The organism is Streptomyces sp. NPDC015171, from assembly GCF_043079545.1.
Taxonomy (GTDB): Bacteria; Actinomycetota; Actinomycetes; order Streptomycetales; family Streptomycetaceae; genus Streptomyces.
In genome coordinates, this window is sequence record NZ_JBIBUO010000011.1 from 262782 (window position 1) to 280691 (window position 17910).

Annotated in this window: 16 protein-coding genes; 4 read left to right on the top strand and 12 right to left on the bottom strand. The window is 72.8% G+C overall.

What is annotated here, in order from left to right:
• Positions 1 to 38 precede the first annotated feature (38 nt).
• The 3 genes from ACF073_RS28430 to ACF073_RS28440 form a co-directional block, all read right to left on the bottom strand.
• Positions 39 to 1286, bottom strand: coding sequence for an MFS transporter (locus ACF073_RS28430; protein WP_392074232.1), 1248 nt, complete (start codon positions 1284 to 1286; stop codon positions 39 to 41).
• 99 nt (positions 1287 to 1385) lie between these two features.
• A complete protein-coding gene (locus ACF073_RS28435) occupies positions 1386 to 2186 on the bottom strand; it encodes a sugar phosphate isomerase/epimerase family protein (protein WP_392074233.1) in 801 nt (266 codons plus the stop codon).
• Positions 2187 to 2924: 738 nt separating this feature from the next.
• The gene (locus ACF073_RS28440) at positions 2925 to 3980 is read right to left on the bottom strand and encodes a LacI family DNA-binding transcriptional regulator (RefSeq protein ID WP_392074234.1); all 1056 of its coding nucleotides are present in this window, start codon (positions 3978 to 3980) and stop codon (positions 2925 to 2927) included.
• A gap of 273 nt (positions 3981 to 4253) precedes the next feature.
• On the opposite strand from ACF073_RS28440, the gene ACF073_RS28445 reads away from it, so the two are divergent.
• The 3 genes from ACF073_RS28445 to ACF073_RS28455 are packed head-to-tail and all read left to right on the top strand — an operon-like array spanning position 4254 to position 7386.
• Positions 4254 to 5405, top strand: coding sequence for a Gfo/Idh/MocA family protein (locus ACF073_RS28445; protein WP_392074235.1), 1152 nt, complete (start codon positions 4254 to 4256; stop codon positions 5403 to 5405).
• The gene (locus ACF073_RS28450; RefSeq protein ID WP_392074236.1) at positions 5402 to 6553 is read left to right on the top strand and encodes a dihydrodipicolinate synthase family protein; all 1152 of its coding nucleotides are present in this window, start codon (positions 5402 to 5404) and stop codon (positions 6551 to 6553) included. Before ACF073_RS28445 ends, ACF073_RS28450 begins: the two co-directional genes overlap by 4 nt.
• Positions 6550 to 7386 (top strand): sugar phosphate isomerase/epimerase family protein, encoded by an 837-nt coding sequence (locus tag ACF073_RS28455; protein ID WP_392074237.1) that lies wholly within the window; start codon positions 6550 to 6552, stop codon positions 7384 to 7386. The genes ACF073_RS28450 and ACF073_RS28455 overlap by 4 nt, the downstream gene beginning before the upstream one ends.
• Positions 7387 to 7576: 190 nt before the next feature.
• On the opposite strand, the gene rbsD is transcribed toward ACF073_RS28455, so the two are convergent.
• The 5 genes from rbsD to ACF073_RS28480 form a co-directional block, all read right to left on the bottom strand.
• Entirely contained in the window at positions 7577 to 7966 is a 390-nt protein-coding gene (rbsD, locus tag ACF073_RS28460) for a D-ribose pyranase (protein ID WP_392074238.1), read from the bottom strand.
• Complete coding sequence (locus ACF073_RS28465) at positions 7963 to 8865, bottom strand: ribokinase (RefSeq protein WP_392074239.1); 903 nt, start codon at positions 8863 to 8865, stop codon at positions 7963 to 7965. The genes rbsD and ACF073_RS28465 overlap by 4 nt, the downstream gene beginning before the upstream one ends.
• Before the next feature lie 88 nt (positions 8866 to 8953).
• Complete coding sequence (locus ACF073_RS28470) at positions 8954 to 10903, bottom strand: substrate-binding domain-containing protein (protein WP_392074240.1); 1950 nt, start codon at positions 10901 to 10903, stop codon at positions 8954 to 8956.
• Positions 10893 to 12413: a sugar ABC transporter ATP-binding protein gene (locus ACF073_RS28475; protein WP_392074241.1), complete on the bottom strand. Its 1521-nt coding sequence runs from the start codon at positions 12411 to 12413 to the stop codon at positions 10893 to 10895. Before ACF073_RS28475 ends, ACF073_RS28470 begins: the two co-directional genes overlap by 11 nt.
• Complete coding sequence (locus ACF073_RS28480; RefSeq protein WP_392074242.1) at positions 12410 to 13453, bottom strand: LacI family DNA-binding transcriptional regulator; 1044 nt, start codon at positions 13451 to 13453, stop codon at positions 12410 to 12412. Before ACF073_RS28480 ends, ACF073_RS28475 begins: the two co-directional genes overlap by 4 nt.
• Positions 13454 to 13676: 223 nt before the next feature.
• Between ACF073_RS28480 and ACF073_RS28485 the strand changes: the two genes are divergently transcribed.
• Complete coding sequence (locus ACF073_RS28485) at positions 13677 to 14012, top strand: hypothetical protein (RefSeq protein ID WP_392074243.1); 336 nt, start codon at positions 13677 to 13679, stop codon at positions 14010 to 14012.
• A 279-nt stretch (positions 14013 to 14291) separates the two neighbouring features.
• On the opposite strand, the gene ACF073_RS28490 is transcribed toward ACF073_RS28485, so the two are convergent.
• From ACF073_RS28490 to ACF073_RS28505, 4 genes are all read right to left on the bottom strand, one after another.
• Positions 14292 to 14813 (bottom strand): hypothetical protein, encoded by a 522-nt coding sequence (locus ACF073_RS28490; RefSeq protein ID WP_392074244.1) that lies wholly within the window; start codon positions 14811 to 14813, stop codon positions 14292 to 14294.
• 110 nt (positions 14814 to 14923) lie between these two features.
• Positions 14924 to 16759: an alpha/beta hydrolase gene (locus ACF073_RS28495; protein ID WP_392074245.1), complete on the bottom strand. Its 1836-nt coding sequence runs from the start codon at positions 16757 to 16759 to the stop codon at positions 14924 to 14926.
• A 9-nt stretch (positions 16760 to 16768) separates the two neighbouring features.
• Positions 16769 to 16945 carry a hypothetical protein gene (locus tag ACF073_RS28500; RefSeq protein WP_392074246.1) on the bottom strand — a complete coding sequence of 59 codons (177 nt, stop codon included), beginning with the start codon at positions 16943 to 16945 and terminating at the stop codon, positions 16769 to 16771.
• Between the two features lie 702 nt (positions 16946 to 17647).
• Positions 17648 to 17905: a hypothetical protein gene (locus tag ACF073_RS28505; RefSeq protein WP_392074247.1), complete on the bottom strand. Its 258-nt coding sequence runs from the start codon at positions 17903 to 17905 to the stop codon at positions 17648 to 17650.
• Between the last annotated feature and the right edge of the window lie 5 nt (positions 17906 to 17910).

Sequence of the window (17910 nt, forward strand, 5' to 3'; positions counted from 1 at the left end):
GCCGGCCGGGGATTCCCGGGGGGCGCGTCCGGCCCCGCTCACGCCCCGTCCGGCTCCGCGGCGGGACCGCCGCCCGCGCGCAGCTCGGGCGTCGACGCGGCGACCCCCGCCACCGCCAGCACGCACAGCACCCCGCCGGCGACCAGGGCGGTCGCCCCCGAGGTCCAGCCGGCGAGCAGACCGCCGCGCACATTGCCCAGGCTCGGGCCCGCCTGGCCGACGATCTGCTCGGCCGCCGTGACCCGGCCGAGCAGCGCGTCCGGGGTGCGGATCTGCACGATCGTGGAGCGGGAGACCACCGCCGTGGCGTCCGCCGCCCCGGCGGCCACCAGCAGCGCGAGACCCGCCCAGGGACTGGTGGCGCAGCCGAAGAGGACCAGCGCCGCGCCCCAGGCGGCGGACGCGCACAGCATCACCGGGCCCGGCCGGGCGAGCCGGGTCAGCGGTCCGGACAGGCCGGTCGCCAGCACGCCGCCGACCGCCAGCGCCGACAGGAACAGTCCGAGGGTGCGCGGGTCGCCGCCGAACCGCTCGGTGTTGACCAGAGGGAACAGGCTCACCGGGAACGACAGCACGGTCGCCGCGAGGTCGGTGATCAGCGCACCCCGCACCACCCGGTGCCCGGCCAGGAACCGCAGCCCGTCCAGCACCCCGTGCAGCCCGGCCCGCGACTTCTCGCCCTCGGGCGGCAGCGCGGGCAGCCCGAAGGCGCCGTAGAAGGCGAAACCGAAGCTGAGGGCGTCCAGCAGATAGCAGACGCCGATGCCGAACCAGCCCAGCAGCACACCGGCGAGCGCCGGCCCGAGCAGCATCATCGACTGGCCGCTGACCTGCTGCAGCGCCAGCCCGGCGGCGACCTGCTCCCGGGGCAGCAGACGCGGCAGGAACACACCGGCGGCCGGGGCGCCGAGGGCGCCGAACGCCGACTGCACGGCGACGAGCAGCAGCACCCCGCCCACCGGCACATGTCCGGTGAAGCCCTGCACCGCGAGCAGCGCGGAGCAGGCCGCCTGGCCGACGGTGGCCGTCAGATAGACCCGGCGCCGGTCGGCCCGGTCCGCCCAGGCCCCGGCGAACAGCCCGAACACCACCAGCGGCAGCGCCTGCGCGAGCCCGACCGCGCCGGTCCAGGCGGTGCTGTGGGTGGTGTCCCAGACCTGGAACATGACCGTCACCATGGTCATGAACCCGCCCAGCACGGACACGGTCCGCCCGATCAGCAGCCGTTTGAAGGCGGGTGAGGTGCGCAGCGGCCGTACGTCGAGCAGCGAGCGGGCGAGGCTCATGAACGGAGGCGGGCGCACGGCCCCGGCTGCGGGATCACCGGGGGAGGCTAACCGCGCTCCCCGGTGTCCGCCAGCGAATTTCCCCGCGCACCGGCCCCGCTAGGCGGCCTCGCCCAGCAGCCGCGCCAGGTGCTCGCGGCCCGCGCCCAGCAGTCCGGGCAGCGGCGCGGCGTCCGGGTACCAGCGCTTCTCGTACTCCCAGCACAGCCAGCCGTCCCAGCCGTTGCGGGACAGGACGTCCACGGTCTCGGTGAGCGGCAGCACGCCGGCGCCGAGCGGCAGCGGAGCGGTGTCCTCGGCCGACGCGATGTCCTTGACCTGCACATAGCCCAGGTGCGGGGCGAGCGCCGCGTACGTGTCCGAGGGCTGCTCGCCGCCCAGCCAGGTGTGCATCACGTCCCACAGGGCGCCGACCTGCCGGTGCCCCACGGGTCCGAGGACCCGGATCGCGTCGGCGCCGGTGCGGTGCGAGTCGTGGGTCTCCAGCAGGATCCGGACGCCGAGCGCCGAGGCGTCCTCGGCGGCGGTGCCCAGTCGCCGGGCGGCGATCGCGTCGGACTCCTCGTGGGGGCTGTCGGGGTCGGCGCCGGGGAAGACCCGGACGTAGGGCGCGGCCAGGTCGTGGGCGAGCCGGAGCAGCTCTCTGATCTCGGCCAGTACGGGCGCGTCGTCGCCCGGCGCGGCCACGCGCGCGTACCCGGCGATGCCGAGCGGTTCGATCCCGGCACCCCGGAACTGGGCGGCGATGTCGGCGCGTTCGGCGGGGGAGAGGCCGGGGTGCACCGGTTCCTCGGGATGGGCGCGCAGTTCGACCCCGTGGTAGCCGTGCGCGGTCGCGAGCGCCAGGACCTCCGGGACGGGCAGGCCGGGGACGCCGAGAGTGGAGAACGCGAGCTTCATGGGCACGGACCCTACTCGCCACCCGCCCGGTCCGCGCAGCGCGGGGTCTTCGCCCCCGGCCGGAGAAGCGACGGGACCGGCATGTGGTGCCGGGTGTCCGGCGCGGTACGCGCGGCTGCGCCCGGACCGTCACCCGGTCGGCCGACGGCCCGGGCGCAGCCGCGCGCGGCCGTGTTCCGCGAGGAGCCGGCGCGGGCGTCTCGCTCCCGCACACGGCCTCTGCGTCCCCGCGCCCCCCGCCCCCGCGTCCCGGCCCGCCGGCCACACCTGTCCGGCGGGCCGGCGCAACCGCTCACCATCCCGCACCTGTGCACCGCGCCGCCGCGCGACGAAACCGCGGGAGGGGTGTGCGGCGGCCTTGCGGGAGGGGTGTGCGGGGGCCTTGCGGGAGGGGTGTGCGGGGGCCTTGCGGGAGGGGTGTGCGGGGGCCTTGCGGGAGGGGTGTGCGGCGGTCTTGCGGGAGGGGTAGGCGGCGGTCTCGCGGGAGGGGTAGGCGGCGGTCTTGCGGGAGGGTCACGCGGCGGCCCTGCGGGAGGGGTAGGCGGCGGTCTTGCGGGAGGGGTGTGCGGCGGTCTTGCGGGAGGGGCACGCGGCGGCCCTGCGGGAGGGGCACGCGGCGGTCTCGCGGGAGGGTCACGCGGCGGCCCCGCGGGAGGGGCACGGCGCCGTGCCGGCGGGAGGGGCGCGCGGCGGCCCCGCGGGAGGGGCGCGGCGCCGTGCCGGCGGGGGACTCGGGGATCAGCGTTCGCCGGCCCGCGGCACCCCCGTGGACCCCCGCACCATCAGCTCCCCCCGCACCGAGGCGATCCCGCCGGGCGGCGGCTCCTCGCGGCCCATCGCGATGCGGCCCGCGCGGGCGCCCGCCTCCGCCAGGGGCAGCCGGACCGTCGTCAGCGCGGGCACCGCGTCGACGCTGAACGGCAGGTCGTCGAAGCCGGCCACCGAGACGTCCGCCGGGATCCGCAGCCCCGACTCGCGCAGCGCGGCGCACGCCCCCAGGGCGACGGAGTCGTTCGCGGCCACGACCGCCGTCAGGGAGGGATCGCGGCGCAGCAGCTCCAGCGTGGCCTCGTAGCCGGACCGGCGGTCGTAGCGGCCGTGGACGGTGCGGTCCGGGTGGTCCTCGACGCCCGCGGCGGACAGGGCCGCACGATGGCCCTCCAGCCGGTGCCGGGTGGTCGTACGCTCCTCGGGACCGGCGATGTAGCCGAGCCTGCGGTGGCCGAGGCCGATCAGATGGCCGGTCAGCGCGCGGGCGCCGCCCCGGTTGTCGAAGGCCAGCGCGACGGCCCCGGTGTCCGGCGCCGGCGGGCGCCCGCACAGCACCACCCGCGTCCCGGCCTCCGTCAGCCTGCGCAGCTTCGCCGCGACCGCCGCCGCGTGCTCCGGGTCCTCCACCGCCCCGCCGGTCAGCACCACGGCCGCGGCCCGCTGCCGCTGGAGCAGGGTGAGATACGTCAGCTCGCGCTCGGGGGAGCCGCCGGTGTTGCAGACGACCGCGAGCCGTTCCCCGCCCGCGCGCCCGCCGGGCCCGCAGATCTCGGCCTGGATCGCGCTCGCCATGATCCCGAAGAACGGGTCGGCGATGTCGTTGACGAGGATGCCGACCAGGTCGGAGGTGGCCGCGGCGAGCGAGCTCGCGGGGCCGTTGAGGACGTAGTCCAGCTCGTCCACGGCCCGCAGCACCCGCTCACGCGTGGCGGCGGCGACCGGGTAGTTGCCGTTCAGCACACGCGACACCGTCGCGGGGGAGACCTGGGCGCGGGCCGCCACGTCCGCCAGTGTCACGGTCATCTTCTCGTCGTCCTTCGGTCGTGCATCGCGTGGTCCGTCCTCGCGGACGGCACTACGCCCTCGTAGACAGCCAGGCCGGTGTCCTGGTTCCGAGCAGACCTTAAGGCCCTGCCCCCCGGTTGTCGGCCCTCTCGAACGACTCGAACGGGACACGGTCTTGTACAGACCAGTTGCGGAGGCTAGCTTGGCCGGATAGAAAGCGCTTGCTGCACGTGCCGCACGACCGACGCCGCCCCCGGACAGGGGCGCCCGGCGCCCATGGAGGGGACTGACGTGACACGCAAGACGGTGCGGATCGCCATGAACGGCGTCACCGGCCGCATGGGCTACCGCCAGCACCTCGTCCGGTCGCTCCTCGCCCTGCGCGAGCAGGGCGGCCTCGACCTCGGCGACGGCACCGTGCTCTGGCCCGAGCCGATCCTGGTCGGCCGCCGCGAGCACGCCCTGCGCCGGATCGCCGAGCGGCACGGCCTCGACCACGTCCGCACCGACCTGGACGCCGTCCTGGCCGACCCTTCCGTCGACATCTACTTCGACTCCCAGGTCACCTCCGCCCGCGAGGAGGCCCTGGCCAAGGCGATCGCGGCCGGCAAGCACGTCTACACCGAGAAACCCACCGCCACCGGCCTCGACGGCGCCCTCGCCCTCGCCCGCCTCGCCCACGAGAAGGGCGTCCGGCACGGCGTCGTCCAGGACAAGATCTTCCTGCCGGGCCTGCTGAAGCTGAAGCGGCTCGTCGACGGCGGCTTCTTCGGCCGCGTCCTGTCCGTCCGCGGCGAGTTCGGCTACTGGGTCTTCGAGGGCGACTGGCAGCCCGCCCAGCGCCCCTCCTGGAACTACCGCGCCGAGGACGGCGGGGGCATCGTCGCCGACATGTTCCCGCACTGGGAGTACGTGCTGCACGAGCTGTTCGGCCGCGTCACCTCCGTACAGGCCCTGGCCGCCACCCACATCCCGCGGCGCTGGGACGAACAGGGCGAGCCCTACGACGCCACCGCGGACGACGCCGCCTACGGCGTCTTCGAACTCGAAGGCGGCGCCGTCGCCCAGATCAACTCCTCCTGGGCGGTCCGCGTCCACCGGGACGAACTGGTCGAGTTCCAGGTCGACGGCACCGAGGGCTCGGCCGTCGCCGGCCTGCGCCGCTGCCGCGCGCAGCACCGCGGCGCCACCCCCAGGCCCGTGTGGAACCCGGACCTCCCCGCCACCGAGACCTTCCGCGACCAGTGGCAGGAGGTACCCGACAACGACGGGTTCGACAACGGGTTCAAGGCCCAGTGGGAACTGTTCCTCAAGCACGTCCACACCGGCGCCCCCTACCACTGGGACCTGCTGGCCGGCGCCCGCGGCGTGCAACTCGCCGAACTGGGCCTGAGGTCCTCCGCCGAGGGCCGCCGCATCGACGTACCGGAGATCTCCCTGTGACCCTCCAGCTCCCCGCCCCGGACGGCACCCTGCGCACCTACGAGCCGCGCACCGCCCCCCTCCCGGCGGCCCCCGGCACCCCCTTCACCTCCCGTACGGTCCTCGCGGCGGCCCATGTCGTCGCCGACCCCCGCGCCGACACCGCCCCCGGCTCGCCCGCCGCCGTCGACTGGGACGCCACCCTCGCCTTCCGCCGCCATCTGTGGTCCCACGGCCTCGGGGTCGCCGAGGCGATGGACACCGCCCAGCGCGGCATGGGCCTGGACTGGGCGGGCGCGGCCGAGCTGATCCGGCGGAGTGCGGCCGAGGCGCGCGCCGCGGGCGGCCGGATCGCCTGCGGGGCCGGCACCGACCAGCTCACCGGCGGCACCCTCGCCGGTGTCCGCGCGGCCTACGAGGAACAGCTCGCCGTGGTCGAGGAGGCCGGCGCCCAGGCGATCCTCATGGCGTCGAGGGCCCTGGCCGCCACCGCCGCCGGCCCCGACGACTACCTGGAGATCTACGGCGGTCTGCTGCGCCAGGCCGCCGAACCGGTGATCCTGCACTGGCTCGGCCCCATGTTCGACCCGGCCCTGGAGGGCTACTGGGGCTCGGCCGACCTGGACGCGGCCACCGACACCTTCCTCGCGGTCGTCGCCGCGCACCCGGACAAGGTCGACGGCGTGAAGATCTCCCTGCTGGACGCCCGGCGCGAGACCGACCTGCGGCGGCGGCTGCCGCCGGGCGTGCGCTGCTACACGGGCGACGACTTCCACTACCCGGAGCTGATCGCGGGCGACGCGCAGGGCTTCAGCCACGCCCTGCTCGGCGTCTTCGACCCGCTGGGCCCGCTCGCCGCGCAGGCGGTACGGCTCCTGGACACCGGTGACGTCACGGGCTTCCGGGAACTCCTCGACCCGACCGTGGAGCTGTCCCGCCACCTCTTCCGGCCGCCCACCCGCTTCTACAAGACGGGCGTGGTCCTGCTCGCCTGGCTCGCGGGCCACCAGAGCCACTTCACCATGGTCGGCGGCCTCCAGTCGGCCCGCTCCCTCCCGCACCTGGCCCGCGCCTACGAACTCGCCGACGGCCTCGGCCTGTTCCCGGACCCGAAGCTCGCCGAGGACCGCATGAGGACCCTGCTGGCGCTGTACGGGGTGACCGGATGAGCACCGACCTCGCCCGTCTCTCCGTCAACCAGATGACGGTGCGGCAGCTCTCCCTCCCGGAACTCGCCGACGCCTGCCACGCGCTGGGCATCGGCCGGGTCGGCCTGTGGCGCGAGCCGGTGCGCGCGTACGGCCTGACGGCGACCGCCCGGCTGGTCCGCGACGCCGGACTGACCGTGACGACCCTGTGCCGCGGCGGCTTCCTCACCGCGCTCGCCCCGGACGCGCGCGCGAGGGCCCTGGCCGACAACCGCCGCGCGATCGAGGAGGCGGCCGCCCTCGGCACGGACACCCTGGTCCTGGTCTCCGGCGGCCTCCCGCCCGGCACCAGGGACCTGCGGGCGGCCCGGGAGCGCGTCGCCGACGCGCTGGACGCCCTCGCCCCCTGCGCCGAGGAGCACGGCGTCCGCCTCGCCGTCGAGCCCCTGCACCCCATGTACGCCGCCGACCGCTGTGTGGTCTCCACCCTCGGCCAGGCCCTGGACCTGGCCGAACGCTTCCCGGCGCGGCAGGTCGGGGTGGCCGTGGACACCTACCACGTCTGGTGGGACGACCAGGCGCCCGCCCAGATCGCCCGGGCGGGCGCGGCGGGCCGCATCCACGCCTTCCAGCTCGCCGACTGGACCACCCCGCTGCCCGCGGGCGTGCTCGACGGCCGGGGCCAGCTCGGCGACGGCGCGATCGACCTGCGCGCGTGGAAGGAGCGGGTGGACGCGGCCGGTTACACCGGCCCCATCGAGGTCGAGCTGTTCAACGAGCGGCTGTGGGCACGGGACGGGCGGGAGGTGCTGGCGGAGACGGCGGAACGATTCGTTCGGCACGTCGTCGGCTAGCGCCCCGCCGCCCGGGAAAAATCTTGCGCCGAGGTGCAACCCTTCCCGCGCGATTCGTGTCGTACCTGTCGTCGGAACACGGGGGACCCCGGGGGGGATCGGGTTCCGGCAGGGGAGGGGAGACCGAGGGGGCGTGTTCCGGGCCGACAGGCCGGGTGCGCCCCCTCGCAGCACGCCGGGCGGCCGGCGGCTAGAAGAACACCCCGCAGCGCAGCAGCACGTTCGCGTACGGCCGCGCCTCGCCGGTGCGGACGATCAGCCGTGCGCCCGCCGACAGCTCCTTGAGCCGCTCGTGCGGGACGAGGACCGTCCCCGGCAGCCGCTCCGCCAGCAGCGCGGCGGCCTCCGGATTGGCCGCCCGCACCTCCTCCGCCGCCGTGGCGCCCTCCACCACCAGCTCGGCCAGCAGGCCGTCCAGCACCTCGGCGAAGGACGGCACACCGGCGCGGAAGGCGAGGTCCACCAGCCGGGGGCCGTCGGGTACCGGCATCCCCGCGTCGCAGACCAGCACCTCGTGCCCGTGGCCCAGTCCGGCCAGCGCCCCGGCAAGGTGGCGGTTGAGGATCCCCGCCCGCTTCACAGCGCCTCGACCTCGGCCGCCGTCGGATACGACTCCTGCGCGCCCCGCTTCGTCACGGCCGCCGCGCCGACCCGGGCCGCGTAGGCCGCCGCGTCCGCCAGCTCCGCGCCCCGGCCCAGCTTCCAGGCCAGGGCGGCCGTGAAGGCGTCGCCCGCCCCGGTGGTGTCCACCGCGTCCACCGTCACCGACGGAACCCGGGTCTCGCCCGAGCCGTCGCACACCAGCGCCCCCTCGGCGCCCAGCGTCACCACCACCGAGCGCGGGCCCCTGGCCAGCAGCAGCCGCGCCCAGTGGGCGGGTTCCGCGCCGACGGCGGCGTCGCCGAGGATCACCCGCGCCTCGTGCTCGTTCACGATCAGCGGGTCGCAGGCCGCCAGCACCTCGGCCGGCAGCTCGCGCGGCGGGGACGGGTTCAGCACGAAGCGGCTGCCGGGCGCCAGGCACCGCACCACCTCCACGACCGTCTCCAGCGGTATCTCCAGCTGGGCCGACACCACCCGGGAGGCGTGGAAGAGGCTCGCGGCCGCCCGGACGTCCGCCGGCCGCAGCCGGGAGTTGGCGCCCGGCGACACCACGATGCTGTTGTCGCCCCCCGGGTCGACGGTGATGAGCGCGACGCCCGTCGGGGCCCCGCCCGCCAGCACGCCCACCGTGTCCACCCCGGCCGCGCGCAGGGAGTCCAGCAGCAGCCGGCCGTGGCCGTCGTCGCCGATCCGCGCCAGCAGGGCCGTGCGCGATCCGAGCCGGGCGGCGGCGACGGCCTGGTTGGCGCCCTTGCCGCCCGGGTGCACGGCCAGGTCGCCGCCGAGCACCGTCTCCCCGGCGGCCGGCCGCCGCTCGACGCCGATCACCAGGTCGGCGTTGGCCGATCCCACGACCAGAAGGTCGTAGTCGTACATCAGTTGACTCCCCTGTGAGAGGACGCCGGGCGGGCCGCCCCCGGGACAACGCCCCCGGGGCCGCCCGCCCGCCGTCCGTCCGTCCGTGTCAGCCGCTGAAGCCGGCCACGTTGTCCTTGGTGACCACCTTCACCGGCACCTTCACCGTCGGCGCCACCTTCTCGCCCTTGACCGCCTTGAGGGCGTTGTCCACGGCGATCCGCCCCAGCTGCGTGGGCTGCTGGGCGACCGACGCGTACAGCGTGCCGTCCTTGACCGCCGTCAGCCCGTCCGGGGTGCCGTCGAAGCCCACGACCTGCACGGACTTCCCGGCCTTCGAGCCGAGCGCCTTGATCGCGCCGAGGGCCATCTCGTCGTTGGCGGCGATCACGCCCTGGACGTCGGGGTGGGCTTGGAGCAGGTTCGACATCACGTCGAGACCCTTGGTGCGGTCGAAGTCGGCGGGCTGCTGCGCCACCACCCGGATACCGGGGTAGGCCTTGAGGCCCCGGGCGAACCCGGCCGCCCGCTCCCGGGCCGCCGAGGTGCCGGCCTGGCCCTGCAGGATGACGATCTTGCCCCGGCCGCCCAGCTTCTCGGCGACGGTCTTCGCCGCCAGCTCGCCGCCGGCGACGTTGTCCGAGGCCACCAGGGTGTCCACGGACGCCTTGTTGACGCCCCGGTCGACGGCGACGACCGGGATCCCCGCCTTGTCGGCGCCCTTGACCGCGTTGCTCGCCGCGTCCGAGTCCACCGGGTTGACGATGATCGCCCCCAGCCCGGAACTGGTGAAGTTCTGCAGCTGGTTGGCCTGCTGGGAGGCGTCGTTCTGGGCGTCGGTGACGGTCAGGTCCACGCCCAGCTTCTCCGCCTCGGCCTGGGCGCCCGCCCGGATCTGCACGAAGAAGGGGTTGTTGAGGGTGGACAGGGACAGCCCCATCCGCGGCTTGCCCGACGACGAGGAACCGCCGTGCAGGAAGGAGGTGGCGCCGACGATCGCGACGGTGACCACGGCGGCGAGCACGTACGTCACCGCCTGCCTGCCCTTGTTCCCGCCGCCCCCGGAGGTCACCGGGGTGGCCCCGGCCTTCCGGCGCACGGTGTCCAGCAGCACCGCCAGCGCGATGACCACGCCGATCACGACCTGCTGCCAGAACGCCGACACCGACAGCAGGTTGAGGCCGTTGCGCAGCACCGCGAGGATCAGCGCGCCGATCAGCGTGCCGGACGCCTTGCCGGTGCCGCCCGCGAGCGAGGCACCGCCGATCACGACCGCGGCGATCGCGTCCAGCTCATAGCCGTCGGCGGCCTGCGGCTGCGCCGAGGACAGCCGGGCGGCCAGCACGATGCCGGCCGCGGCGGCGAACAGCCCGGACAGGGCGTAGATCGCGAGCTTCTGACGGTTCACCCGCAGCCCCGACAGCCGCGCGGCCTCCTCGTTGCCGCCGATCGCGTACATGGACCGGCCGATGTACGTCCGGCCGAGCACGAACGCGGCGATCAGCCCCATCACCACCATGACCAGCACCGGAACCGGCAGCCAGCCGCCGAGGGTGTCCCCGAGGTGGGAGACCGAGCCGGGCAGCGCGATGGGGGAGCCCTGCGAGATCACCAGGGACAGACCGCGGGCCACCGACAGCATGGCCAGCGTCGCGATGAACGGCGGCAGCTTGCCGTAGGCGACGAGGAAACCGTTCACCAGACCGGCGACGATGCCCGTGGCGACCGCCATCAGGACCGCGAGCACCACCGGCACGCCGTGCGAGGTGGCGCTCCAGGCCAGCACGGTCGCCGACAGCGCGGCCACCGAGCCGACGGACAGATCGATGCCGGCGGAGACGATCACGAACGTCACACCGAAGGCGAGGATCGCCGTCACGGCCGCCTGCACACCGATGTTGAGCAGGTTGTCCGTCGTCAGGAAGTCGCCCGACAGCGCCGACAGGGCGATGACGAGGACGATCAGCGCGGTGAGCGCGCCGTTGTCGAGGAGCAGCCGGCGCAGGCCGCCCGGGGCGCCACCCGCGCCCGTCGTGCTCTTGAGCGTGTCAGTGGCCACGGGGGGCCTCCCGTCCGGTGGTAGGGGTGCTCACGGCGAGGGACATCACCGCGTCCTGCGTGGCCTCGTCGCCGGCGAGTTCGCCCGCGATCCGGCCCTGGGCCATCACCAGCACCCGGTCGCTCATGCCGAGCACCTCCGGGAGATCGCTGGAGATCATCAGAACGGCGGCTCCCGCGGCCGTCAGCTCATTGATCAGCTGGTAGATCTCGACCTTGGCGCCGACGTCGATACCGCGCGTCGGCTCGTCCAGGATCAGTACCTTCGTGTCGGCCAGCAGCCACTTGCCGATCACGACCTTCTGCTGGTTGCCGCCGGACAGGGTGCGCACCTGCTGCCCGAGGCCCGCCATGCGCACCCCCAGCTGCCCGGCCATCCGCCCGGCCGCCGCGTACTGCGCCTTGCGGTCCACCAGCCCGGCCCGGGTCGCCGAGCGCAGGGTCACCAGACCCAGGTTCTCCGCGACGGAGGCGTCCAGCACGAGCCCCTGGCCCTTGCGGTCCTCCGGTACGAGCCCGATCCCGGCCGCCATGGCCGCGTTCACGTCATGCCGCCTGATCCGGTCGCCGGAGACCCGCACCACCCCGTCGTCGTACGGATCGGCGCCGAACACCGCCCGCACGACCTCGGTCCGCCCGGCCCCCACCAGCCCCGCGACGCCGACGACCTCACCGGCGTGCACCTCGAAGCTCACGTCGTGGAAGACCCCGTCACGGGTGAGCCCCTCGACGGTCAGCAGCGCGGCACCCCGCTCGGGCCGCTCCCGCGGGTACTGCTGCTCGATGGAGCGCCCCACCATCAGCCGTACGAGTTCGTCCTCGGGCGTGGCGGCGGGCACCTGCCCGACGCTGCGGCCGTCGCGGATGACGGTCACCCGGTCCCCGAGCGCGGCGATCTCCTCCAGATGATGGGTGATGAAGACGATCCCCACGCCGTCCGCGCGCAGCGCCCGCACGATCGCGAAGAGCTTCTCCACCTCCTCCGAGGTGAGCACGGCGGTCGGCTCGTCCATGATGAGGACGCGCGCGTCGAGACTGAGCGCCTTGGCGATCTCCACCATCTGCAGCCGCGCGATGCCGAGTTCCCGCACCCGCGCGCGGGGGGACACGTTCACGCCCACGCGCGCGAGGAGCGCCTCGGCGTCCGCCTCCATCCGCGTGCGGTCGATCATCCCGAAGCGCCGGGGCTGGCGCCCGAGGAAGATGTTCTCGGCGACGGTCAGATCCGGGACCAGGTTGAACTCCTGGTAGATGGTGGCGATCCCGAGCCGTTCGGCGTCCTGGGCGCCATGGATCCGTACGACCCGGCCGTCGGCCAGGATCCTTCCGGCGTCGGGCGTGTAGGCCCCGGAGAGCATCTTGATGAGCGTGCTCTTGCCGGCGCCGTTCTCACCGAGCAGCACATGGACCTCGCCCCGGCGCAGATCGAAGTCGACGCTGTCGAGCGCCACCACGCCGGGGAAGGTCTTGCGGATGCCCTCGATGCGCAGCAACTCGTCCGGGTCGCTCACGGCGTGCTCCTTTGCACTGGGGAGGGGGACAGCACCGGGGAGGGTGCGGGGGGCTCGCCGCACGAGCGGCGCGCGACGAGCCGGGCGGGCAGGGTGACCGAGGTGGGGGTCCGCCCCTCGATCCGGTCGACGAGCGCCCGTACGGCGGCCCGCCCCAGCTCACCGGTCGGCTGGGCGATCGCGGTGACGGGCGGATCGGTGTGCACGAACCAGGGGATGTCGTCGAACGCGGCCAGCGCGAGGTCGTCGGGCACGCGCAGTCCGCGCGCGCGTACGGCGTCCAGCGCGCCGAGCGCCATCAGGTTGTCGGCCGCGAAGACGACCTCGGGCGGTTCCGGCAGGTCGAGGAACCCCTCGGTGACCCGCCGCCCGCTCTCGGCCTGGAAGTCGCCCTGCCCCGTGTAGGCGTCCGGGAGCGGAAGCCCGTACTCGGCGAGGGCGGCCCGGAACGCCTCGACGCGCTCGCTGCCGGTGGTGGTGGCGGCGGGCCCGGCGATGATCGCGAGCCGCCGGTGCCCGAGGCCGTACAGATGAGCCACGAGATCCCGTACGGCCGCCTGTCCGTCGGCGCGGACGACGGGCACGTCGACGCCCGGGATCCACCGGTCCACGAACACCATCGGCGTCCCGGCCCGGACGGCGTCGAGCATCAGCGGCGATCCGCCGTCGGTCGGCGAGACGAGCAGCCCGTCGATCCGCCGGTCCAGCAGATTGCGCACGTGGTGGTCCTGCAGCTCGGGCCGCTCGTCGGCGTTGCCGATGATCACGCTGTAGCCGAGCGCGCGGGCCTCCTCCTCGACGGAGCGGGCCAGCTCGGTGAAGTACGGGTTGAGCACGTCGCTGATGACCAGGCCGAGGGTGTGGGTCTGGTCGGTGCGCAGGGAACGGGCGACGGCGTTCGGGCGGTAGCCGAGGGCGGCCACGGCGGCCAGTACGCGCGTGCGTGCGCCGGCGCTGACCGACGGGTGCTCGTTCAGGACGCGCGACACCGTGGCGACGGATACGCCCGCCGCGGCGGCGACGTCCTTGATGCTCGCCATCGTCGGCTCCACCTCCTTGTGGGACCTCAGGGGATCGACGCGTGCGACCGACTCATGGAATCGATTACACGCGCGCTTCAGGAAGGATTGGAATCGATTACACGGACTTCGGCAACCCCCTGCCCGCATCCCGAAACCGGATCGTGACCGGCCTGAAGGGATCTAGGCTGCCCTCGGTGGTGCGGGTGGCATGCCCGCGCCAATAACGGGAGGAGCAGCAGAAATGCGCGTACACCGGATCCTCGGCACGGCCGTGGCCGCCGCCGCCCTGGCCGGAACGACGCTCGTCGCGGGCGGCCCCGCCGTCGCCGCGCCGGGCACGGCGGCGGCGAGCTGTACGGCCAAGGCCCTGGAGACCGTGATCATCCGCGACCGGACGAGCACCTCGGGCGCGGCCCTCGCCCAGCTCAACAAGGGCCAGACCGCGTCGTCGCCCTGCCAGATGTTCTACGGCGGCTCGTACACCGCGTGCGGCATCACCAGCACGCGCTGGGTGAAGGTCACGAAGAGCGGCGTCACGGGTTACGTGGTCGGCACCTGCGTCCTCCAGCCGGCCTGACCGGTTCCGCCGGCCGGGCGGGGGCGCCGGGCGTGATGCCCGGCACCCCACCCGGGTCGGCGGGAGGGGTCGGTGCCCCCGCCGGGCAGCATGACCTCGGCCTCGTCGGAACCAGGCTCGTCCTCGGGATCCAGCGGCTGCCGGTCACGGGCGAGAGCGGTCCGCCGAGTAGGTCGCCGCGACGTTCGCACCGGTGCGTAGCTCACCAGATGGCCGCCTGCCGCGCCGCCCGCCGCCGCGTCGAGGCGCGTCGTGTCATCCCGGTCCGGCTCCCGCAGCTCATGTGCCGTCGTTCGACGCTGACGGCGAGGCAGTGGCAACCGGGGCGTTGCGCGACCAGAACTCGGAGCGAAGGTAAGGGAGCCCGCCGGACTTGATGGCTCGCGGGTCGAGAGGCTTGCGTGAAGGTTCGGTCACCTTCGACTCGGTGACACACGGCGAGACCACGTCGAAAGTGGCCTGGCCCGCGTAGCCGAACTCAAGACTCACCCTGAAACCATCGGGTGCTGTGGCATAGATCGCCGGTGCTTCCTTGTTGTTCCGCACCGAAGTGATCGTGTAGCCGCTCTTCTTCCAGTGGCGCTCCACGACACCGAGGAAGTTGCCCCGCCGCTCGCTCGAAATGATCGTCATCACGTAACGTCGGCGAGTCACTTGCCCGGTGCCGGTGCTGTCGTTCTTGAAATCCGGGCACATTGCCTCGTTCGAAGGACCCGGTGCGGCCTCCACGGGTGGGTGGACCGTTCCCAGGAAGGCGTCCAGCATTTCCTCCGCGTGATCGCCGGCCTCCTGCATGTTCATGTGGCTCTCCTTCGCCGTCTCCCCTCGCGGCCCGTTCTCGCTACCGCTGCCTAGGAAGCCGCAACCGGAAACGAGGAAGGCTGCGGACAAAAGGCCCATGGCGCGTTTCTTCATCGGTGTTCGTCCCACTTCACGTATCCCGGCCGGTTGGCGACGAGGGCTGCGACGTTCCCGGCGGACTCAGGATCTTTTTCCGGGTTGAAGTAGTTGGAGTGCGCTGGTGTCAGGCCCTGCCCGTCGATCAGTGGCTGCGGACCGTCGGCCACCTGGAATCGCCTGGCCCCGAACGCTTCGCTAGCCGGGTCCTTTCCGAACCAGAGGTCGTCGTCTCCCTGGTCCGCGATGTCTCCGAAGACGTACGCGCCCAGAGGGCCGCCGCTGAAGAGCCCCATGGTTCCCGCGACTGCCTCCTTCTTGGAGGGGAGATGGCTCACCGGGTCGTTCTCCGCGGCGCCGACGAAGACGTGGTTCCTGCCGACCCCGAGGTCCTCCGCCTTGTCCACGCCCGTTCCCGGACTGCCCAGAAGGATGATGTCATCCGCACCCGGAATGCCTTCGGGCTCCTGCGTCGCGGCGCCGACCAGGCGGGAACCGTAGGAATGCCCGATCGCCACGAGATGCGGGTCCTTGTGGTCGTTGGTGGCCGCGAGCCCAGCCATGAAGGAGTTGTAGGCGGGTGCGCCCTTCTTCGCGCTGTCGGCGGACATGACATCCGTGTCCGATGCCAGTGTAGGGAGATCACCGGGTGTGGAAAGCTGGGGTGCGTCGTAGCCCAGCCACACGATGGACGCGGTGGAGGGGTCGTACTTCCGTGCGCCGACCGCCGTGTCGTGCGCACGCCTCAGATCGTTCCTGGCGAAGTCCGTATCCAGAGCGGTACCGAGGCCAGGCACATAAGCCGACACGTTCTTCGATGTGTCGGGGTTTCCGTAGGAGACAATGGCCCGCCCCAGCCCCGCGTCGCTGACTCCGAGCAGATACATGGGCGGCTCCCCTACGTTCGTGAGCCGTTTCATGGCATTGTCCTGAAGCTGCCCTTGGATGCTCTTGAGCGCGTCCAACTGCGTCTTGGCCTTTTCGCCACTCTCGCCCGACAGTCTGCCGATCAGGATGTCCAGGTTTTCCCGGTTCACCTCGTCGCGCACGGCGGACGGGATACCGTCCAGGTCCCCGATGAACTCCGGAAACGCTCTCTTGTACTCATCACGTTCCTCGGCGGTGAGGCCGTCCCACCACTCCTTGCGTTCGGCGGGCGACTTGTCCAGGGGTATGTGGTCGCGGATGTACTCCAGCGCGGCCGTGCCGACCTTGTTCGAATCCGCACCGACGTCCGCCCATGTCTTGGAGTCGACGGTCAGTCCCGGTGCCGCCTTCAGGCTCTTCAGCGCCGAGCTGTAGCGGCTGTCGATCTCTACAGCGTCTCGCAGGGCACGGGCGATGCGATTGGCGATGTCCTGGGCCTTGGCCTGGAGCGGGTTGGGATGGATAAGACCTGACATGTCCGGGCCCAGCCCGGGTCCGTGGTACATGCCGTCGTTCCCGAAGGCTGTTCCGCCCGGGATCTCCTTGCCGGTCAGTGAGTTCTTCCCGTCAGCCGGGAACGCGACGCTGCCATCCGTGTTGACTGTGAACGACTGTGCCCTGGCGTCTTCCAGGGCTTGCAGCAGGTTGCGCCGAGGTGTGGATATCTCCGACGAGAAGCCGTTCAGTGCTCCGCTGATCAGCCCGCATTCCAGCTGCGTGTAGTGGAAGTTGTCGGACAGCTGACGCAGCTTCTTCTGCGCGGCGTCCGCCGCTTCCCCCTCATTCGCTTCGCGAATGGCCTTGGTGATCTCCTTGTCGACACGCTCCCTCGCGGTGTCGGCCATGGCGCTGATCGCACGGTATCCGTCCGCCGCTTCCGCGTACTCCGAGGGCTTTATCTCCTGGAGCGTCTTGAGGTCCATGTTCGGGCGTCACCGACCCCTGCTGCCCGGGTCCCCGTCACCAGAGTGGACCTTGAGCCCGGCGATCTCCGCCTTGATGGCCTCATCGGTCCGCCACTGGTCGTGCCCCGTCTTGGTCAGTACGTCGGCGAGGCCGCGGCACAGCTCGCCGATGTCCTTGACCCGGCGCTCCCAGGAGTCGTACACGCCCTCTTGGGCAGTCGCAGTGAGGCACAGGGACTCCCTGCCAAGCCCTGTCTGGCCACGCTGCAATGTCGTCAGAGCTTCGCCGAGACCGCCTCGCAGTGAGTCGACGCCCTCGCCGGCGGCCGACCATGCCGCTTTGTCGGACCGGAGCTTGCCCTGGGCTCCGCCGCTCCCGCCGCCCGGATCCATGGGCAGATGGTTCAGCTGTAAGTGTGCCGACCGCCGATCGGCTGCCGCGGCTTTGAGCTGCTCCCACTCGTCCCACGCCACGTGTGTGTCCCCCAGGTTGCCTCGTCCATCACCACCCAGGGTGGATCGGTGGTGATCATCCAGTAGCCACGAGGACACTACTTCGCATGCTCGGGTAACTCACCAGTACGGGACCCCATAGGTGAGTGAGTATCCGTACTCAGACGGGATCGGGTCACCCATGGTCTGGAGCGGACGGCATCGCGAGCGGGGATGCCGCGCCAAGCGAAGGACACGGAGGATTGAATCGGCTCTGGCCCTGGCCCGTTCCCACTTACCGCCCCTATCGTTCGGCGAGCGGGTGGCGTCCGGACCGCATGCGGTGGCGATCGGCGGACCTAAGTCGTACGACGGGGCATTGCGATCGCCCTGTCCTCGGGCTGCCTATGCCCTGTGACTCAGATCCGCCGATTCACCGACGGTACGCGCTCAGCGCCGCCGACGGCCGAGTGCTCACTCCCCGGCGAACAGCTCCGCCGCGTCCGTCGCGTGTACGGCGCGCTGGGCCCAGGCCTCCAGCTGGTCGAGGTCCGTGCAGGTCTCGACGCGCCGGCGGACGGTGTCGGGTACGGGGATGCCGCGCCATTCGAGGATGTGCAGGACCATCTCCGCCTTGGCCTCGGCCTTGCCCTGTTCCAGGCCCTGCTCCCTTCCCTCCTCGCGCACCTGCTCCGCGAGGGGGTGGCTCCAGAAGTACTGGATGGCCGTCATCGGGC

Excerpts from the sequence above, each read along its gene's own strand:
- ACF073_RS28505 (WP_392074247.1), bottom strand. The coding sequence starts at position 17,905 with ATGACGGCCATCCAGTACTTCTGGAGCCACCCCCTCGCGGAGCAGGTG.
- ACF073_RS28435 (WP_392074233.1), bottom strand. The coding sequence starts at position 2,186 with ATGAAGCTCGCGTTCTCCACTCTCGGCGTCCCCGGCCTGCCCGTCCCG.
- ACF073_RS28455 (WP_392074237.1), top strand. The coding sequence starts at position 6,550 with ATGAGCACCGACCTCGCCCGTCTCTCCGTCAACCAGATGACGGTGCGG.
- ACF073_RS28485 (WP_392074243.1), top strand. The coding sequence starts at position 13,677 with ATGCGCGTACACCGGATCCTCGGCACGGCCGTGGCCGCCGCCGCCCTG.
- ACF073_RS28490 (WP_392074244.1), bottom strand. The coding sequence starts at position 14,813 with ATGAACATGCAGGAGGCCGGCGATCACGCGGAGGAAATGCTGGACGCC.
- ACF073_RS28465 (WP_392074239.1), bottom strand. The coding sequence starts at position 8,865 with ATGTACGACTACGACCTTCTGGTCGTGGGATCGGCCAACGCCGACCTG.
- ACF073_RS28480 (WP_392074242.1), bottom strand. The coding sequence starts at position 13,453 with ATGGCGAGCATCAAGGACGTCGCCGCCGCGGCGGGCGTATCCGTCGCC.
- ACF073_RS28430 (WP_392074232.1), bottom strand. The coding sequence starts at position 1,286 with ATGAGCCTCGCCCGCTCGCTGCTCGACGTACGGCCGCTGCGCACCTCA.
- ACF073_RS28495 (WP_392074245.1), bottom strand. The coding sequence starts at position 16,759 with ATGGACCTCAAGACGCTCCAGGAGATAAAGCCCTCGGAGTACGCGGAA.
- ACF073_RS28440 (WP_392074234.1), bottom strand. The coding sequence starts at position 3,980 with ATGACCGTGACACTGGCGGACGTGGCGGCCCGCGCCCAGGTCTCCCCC.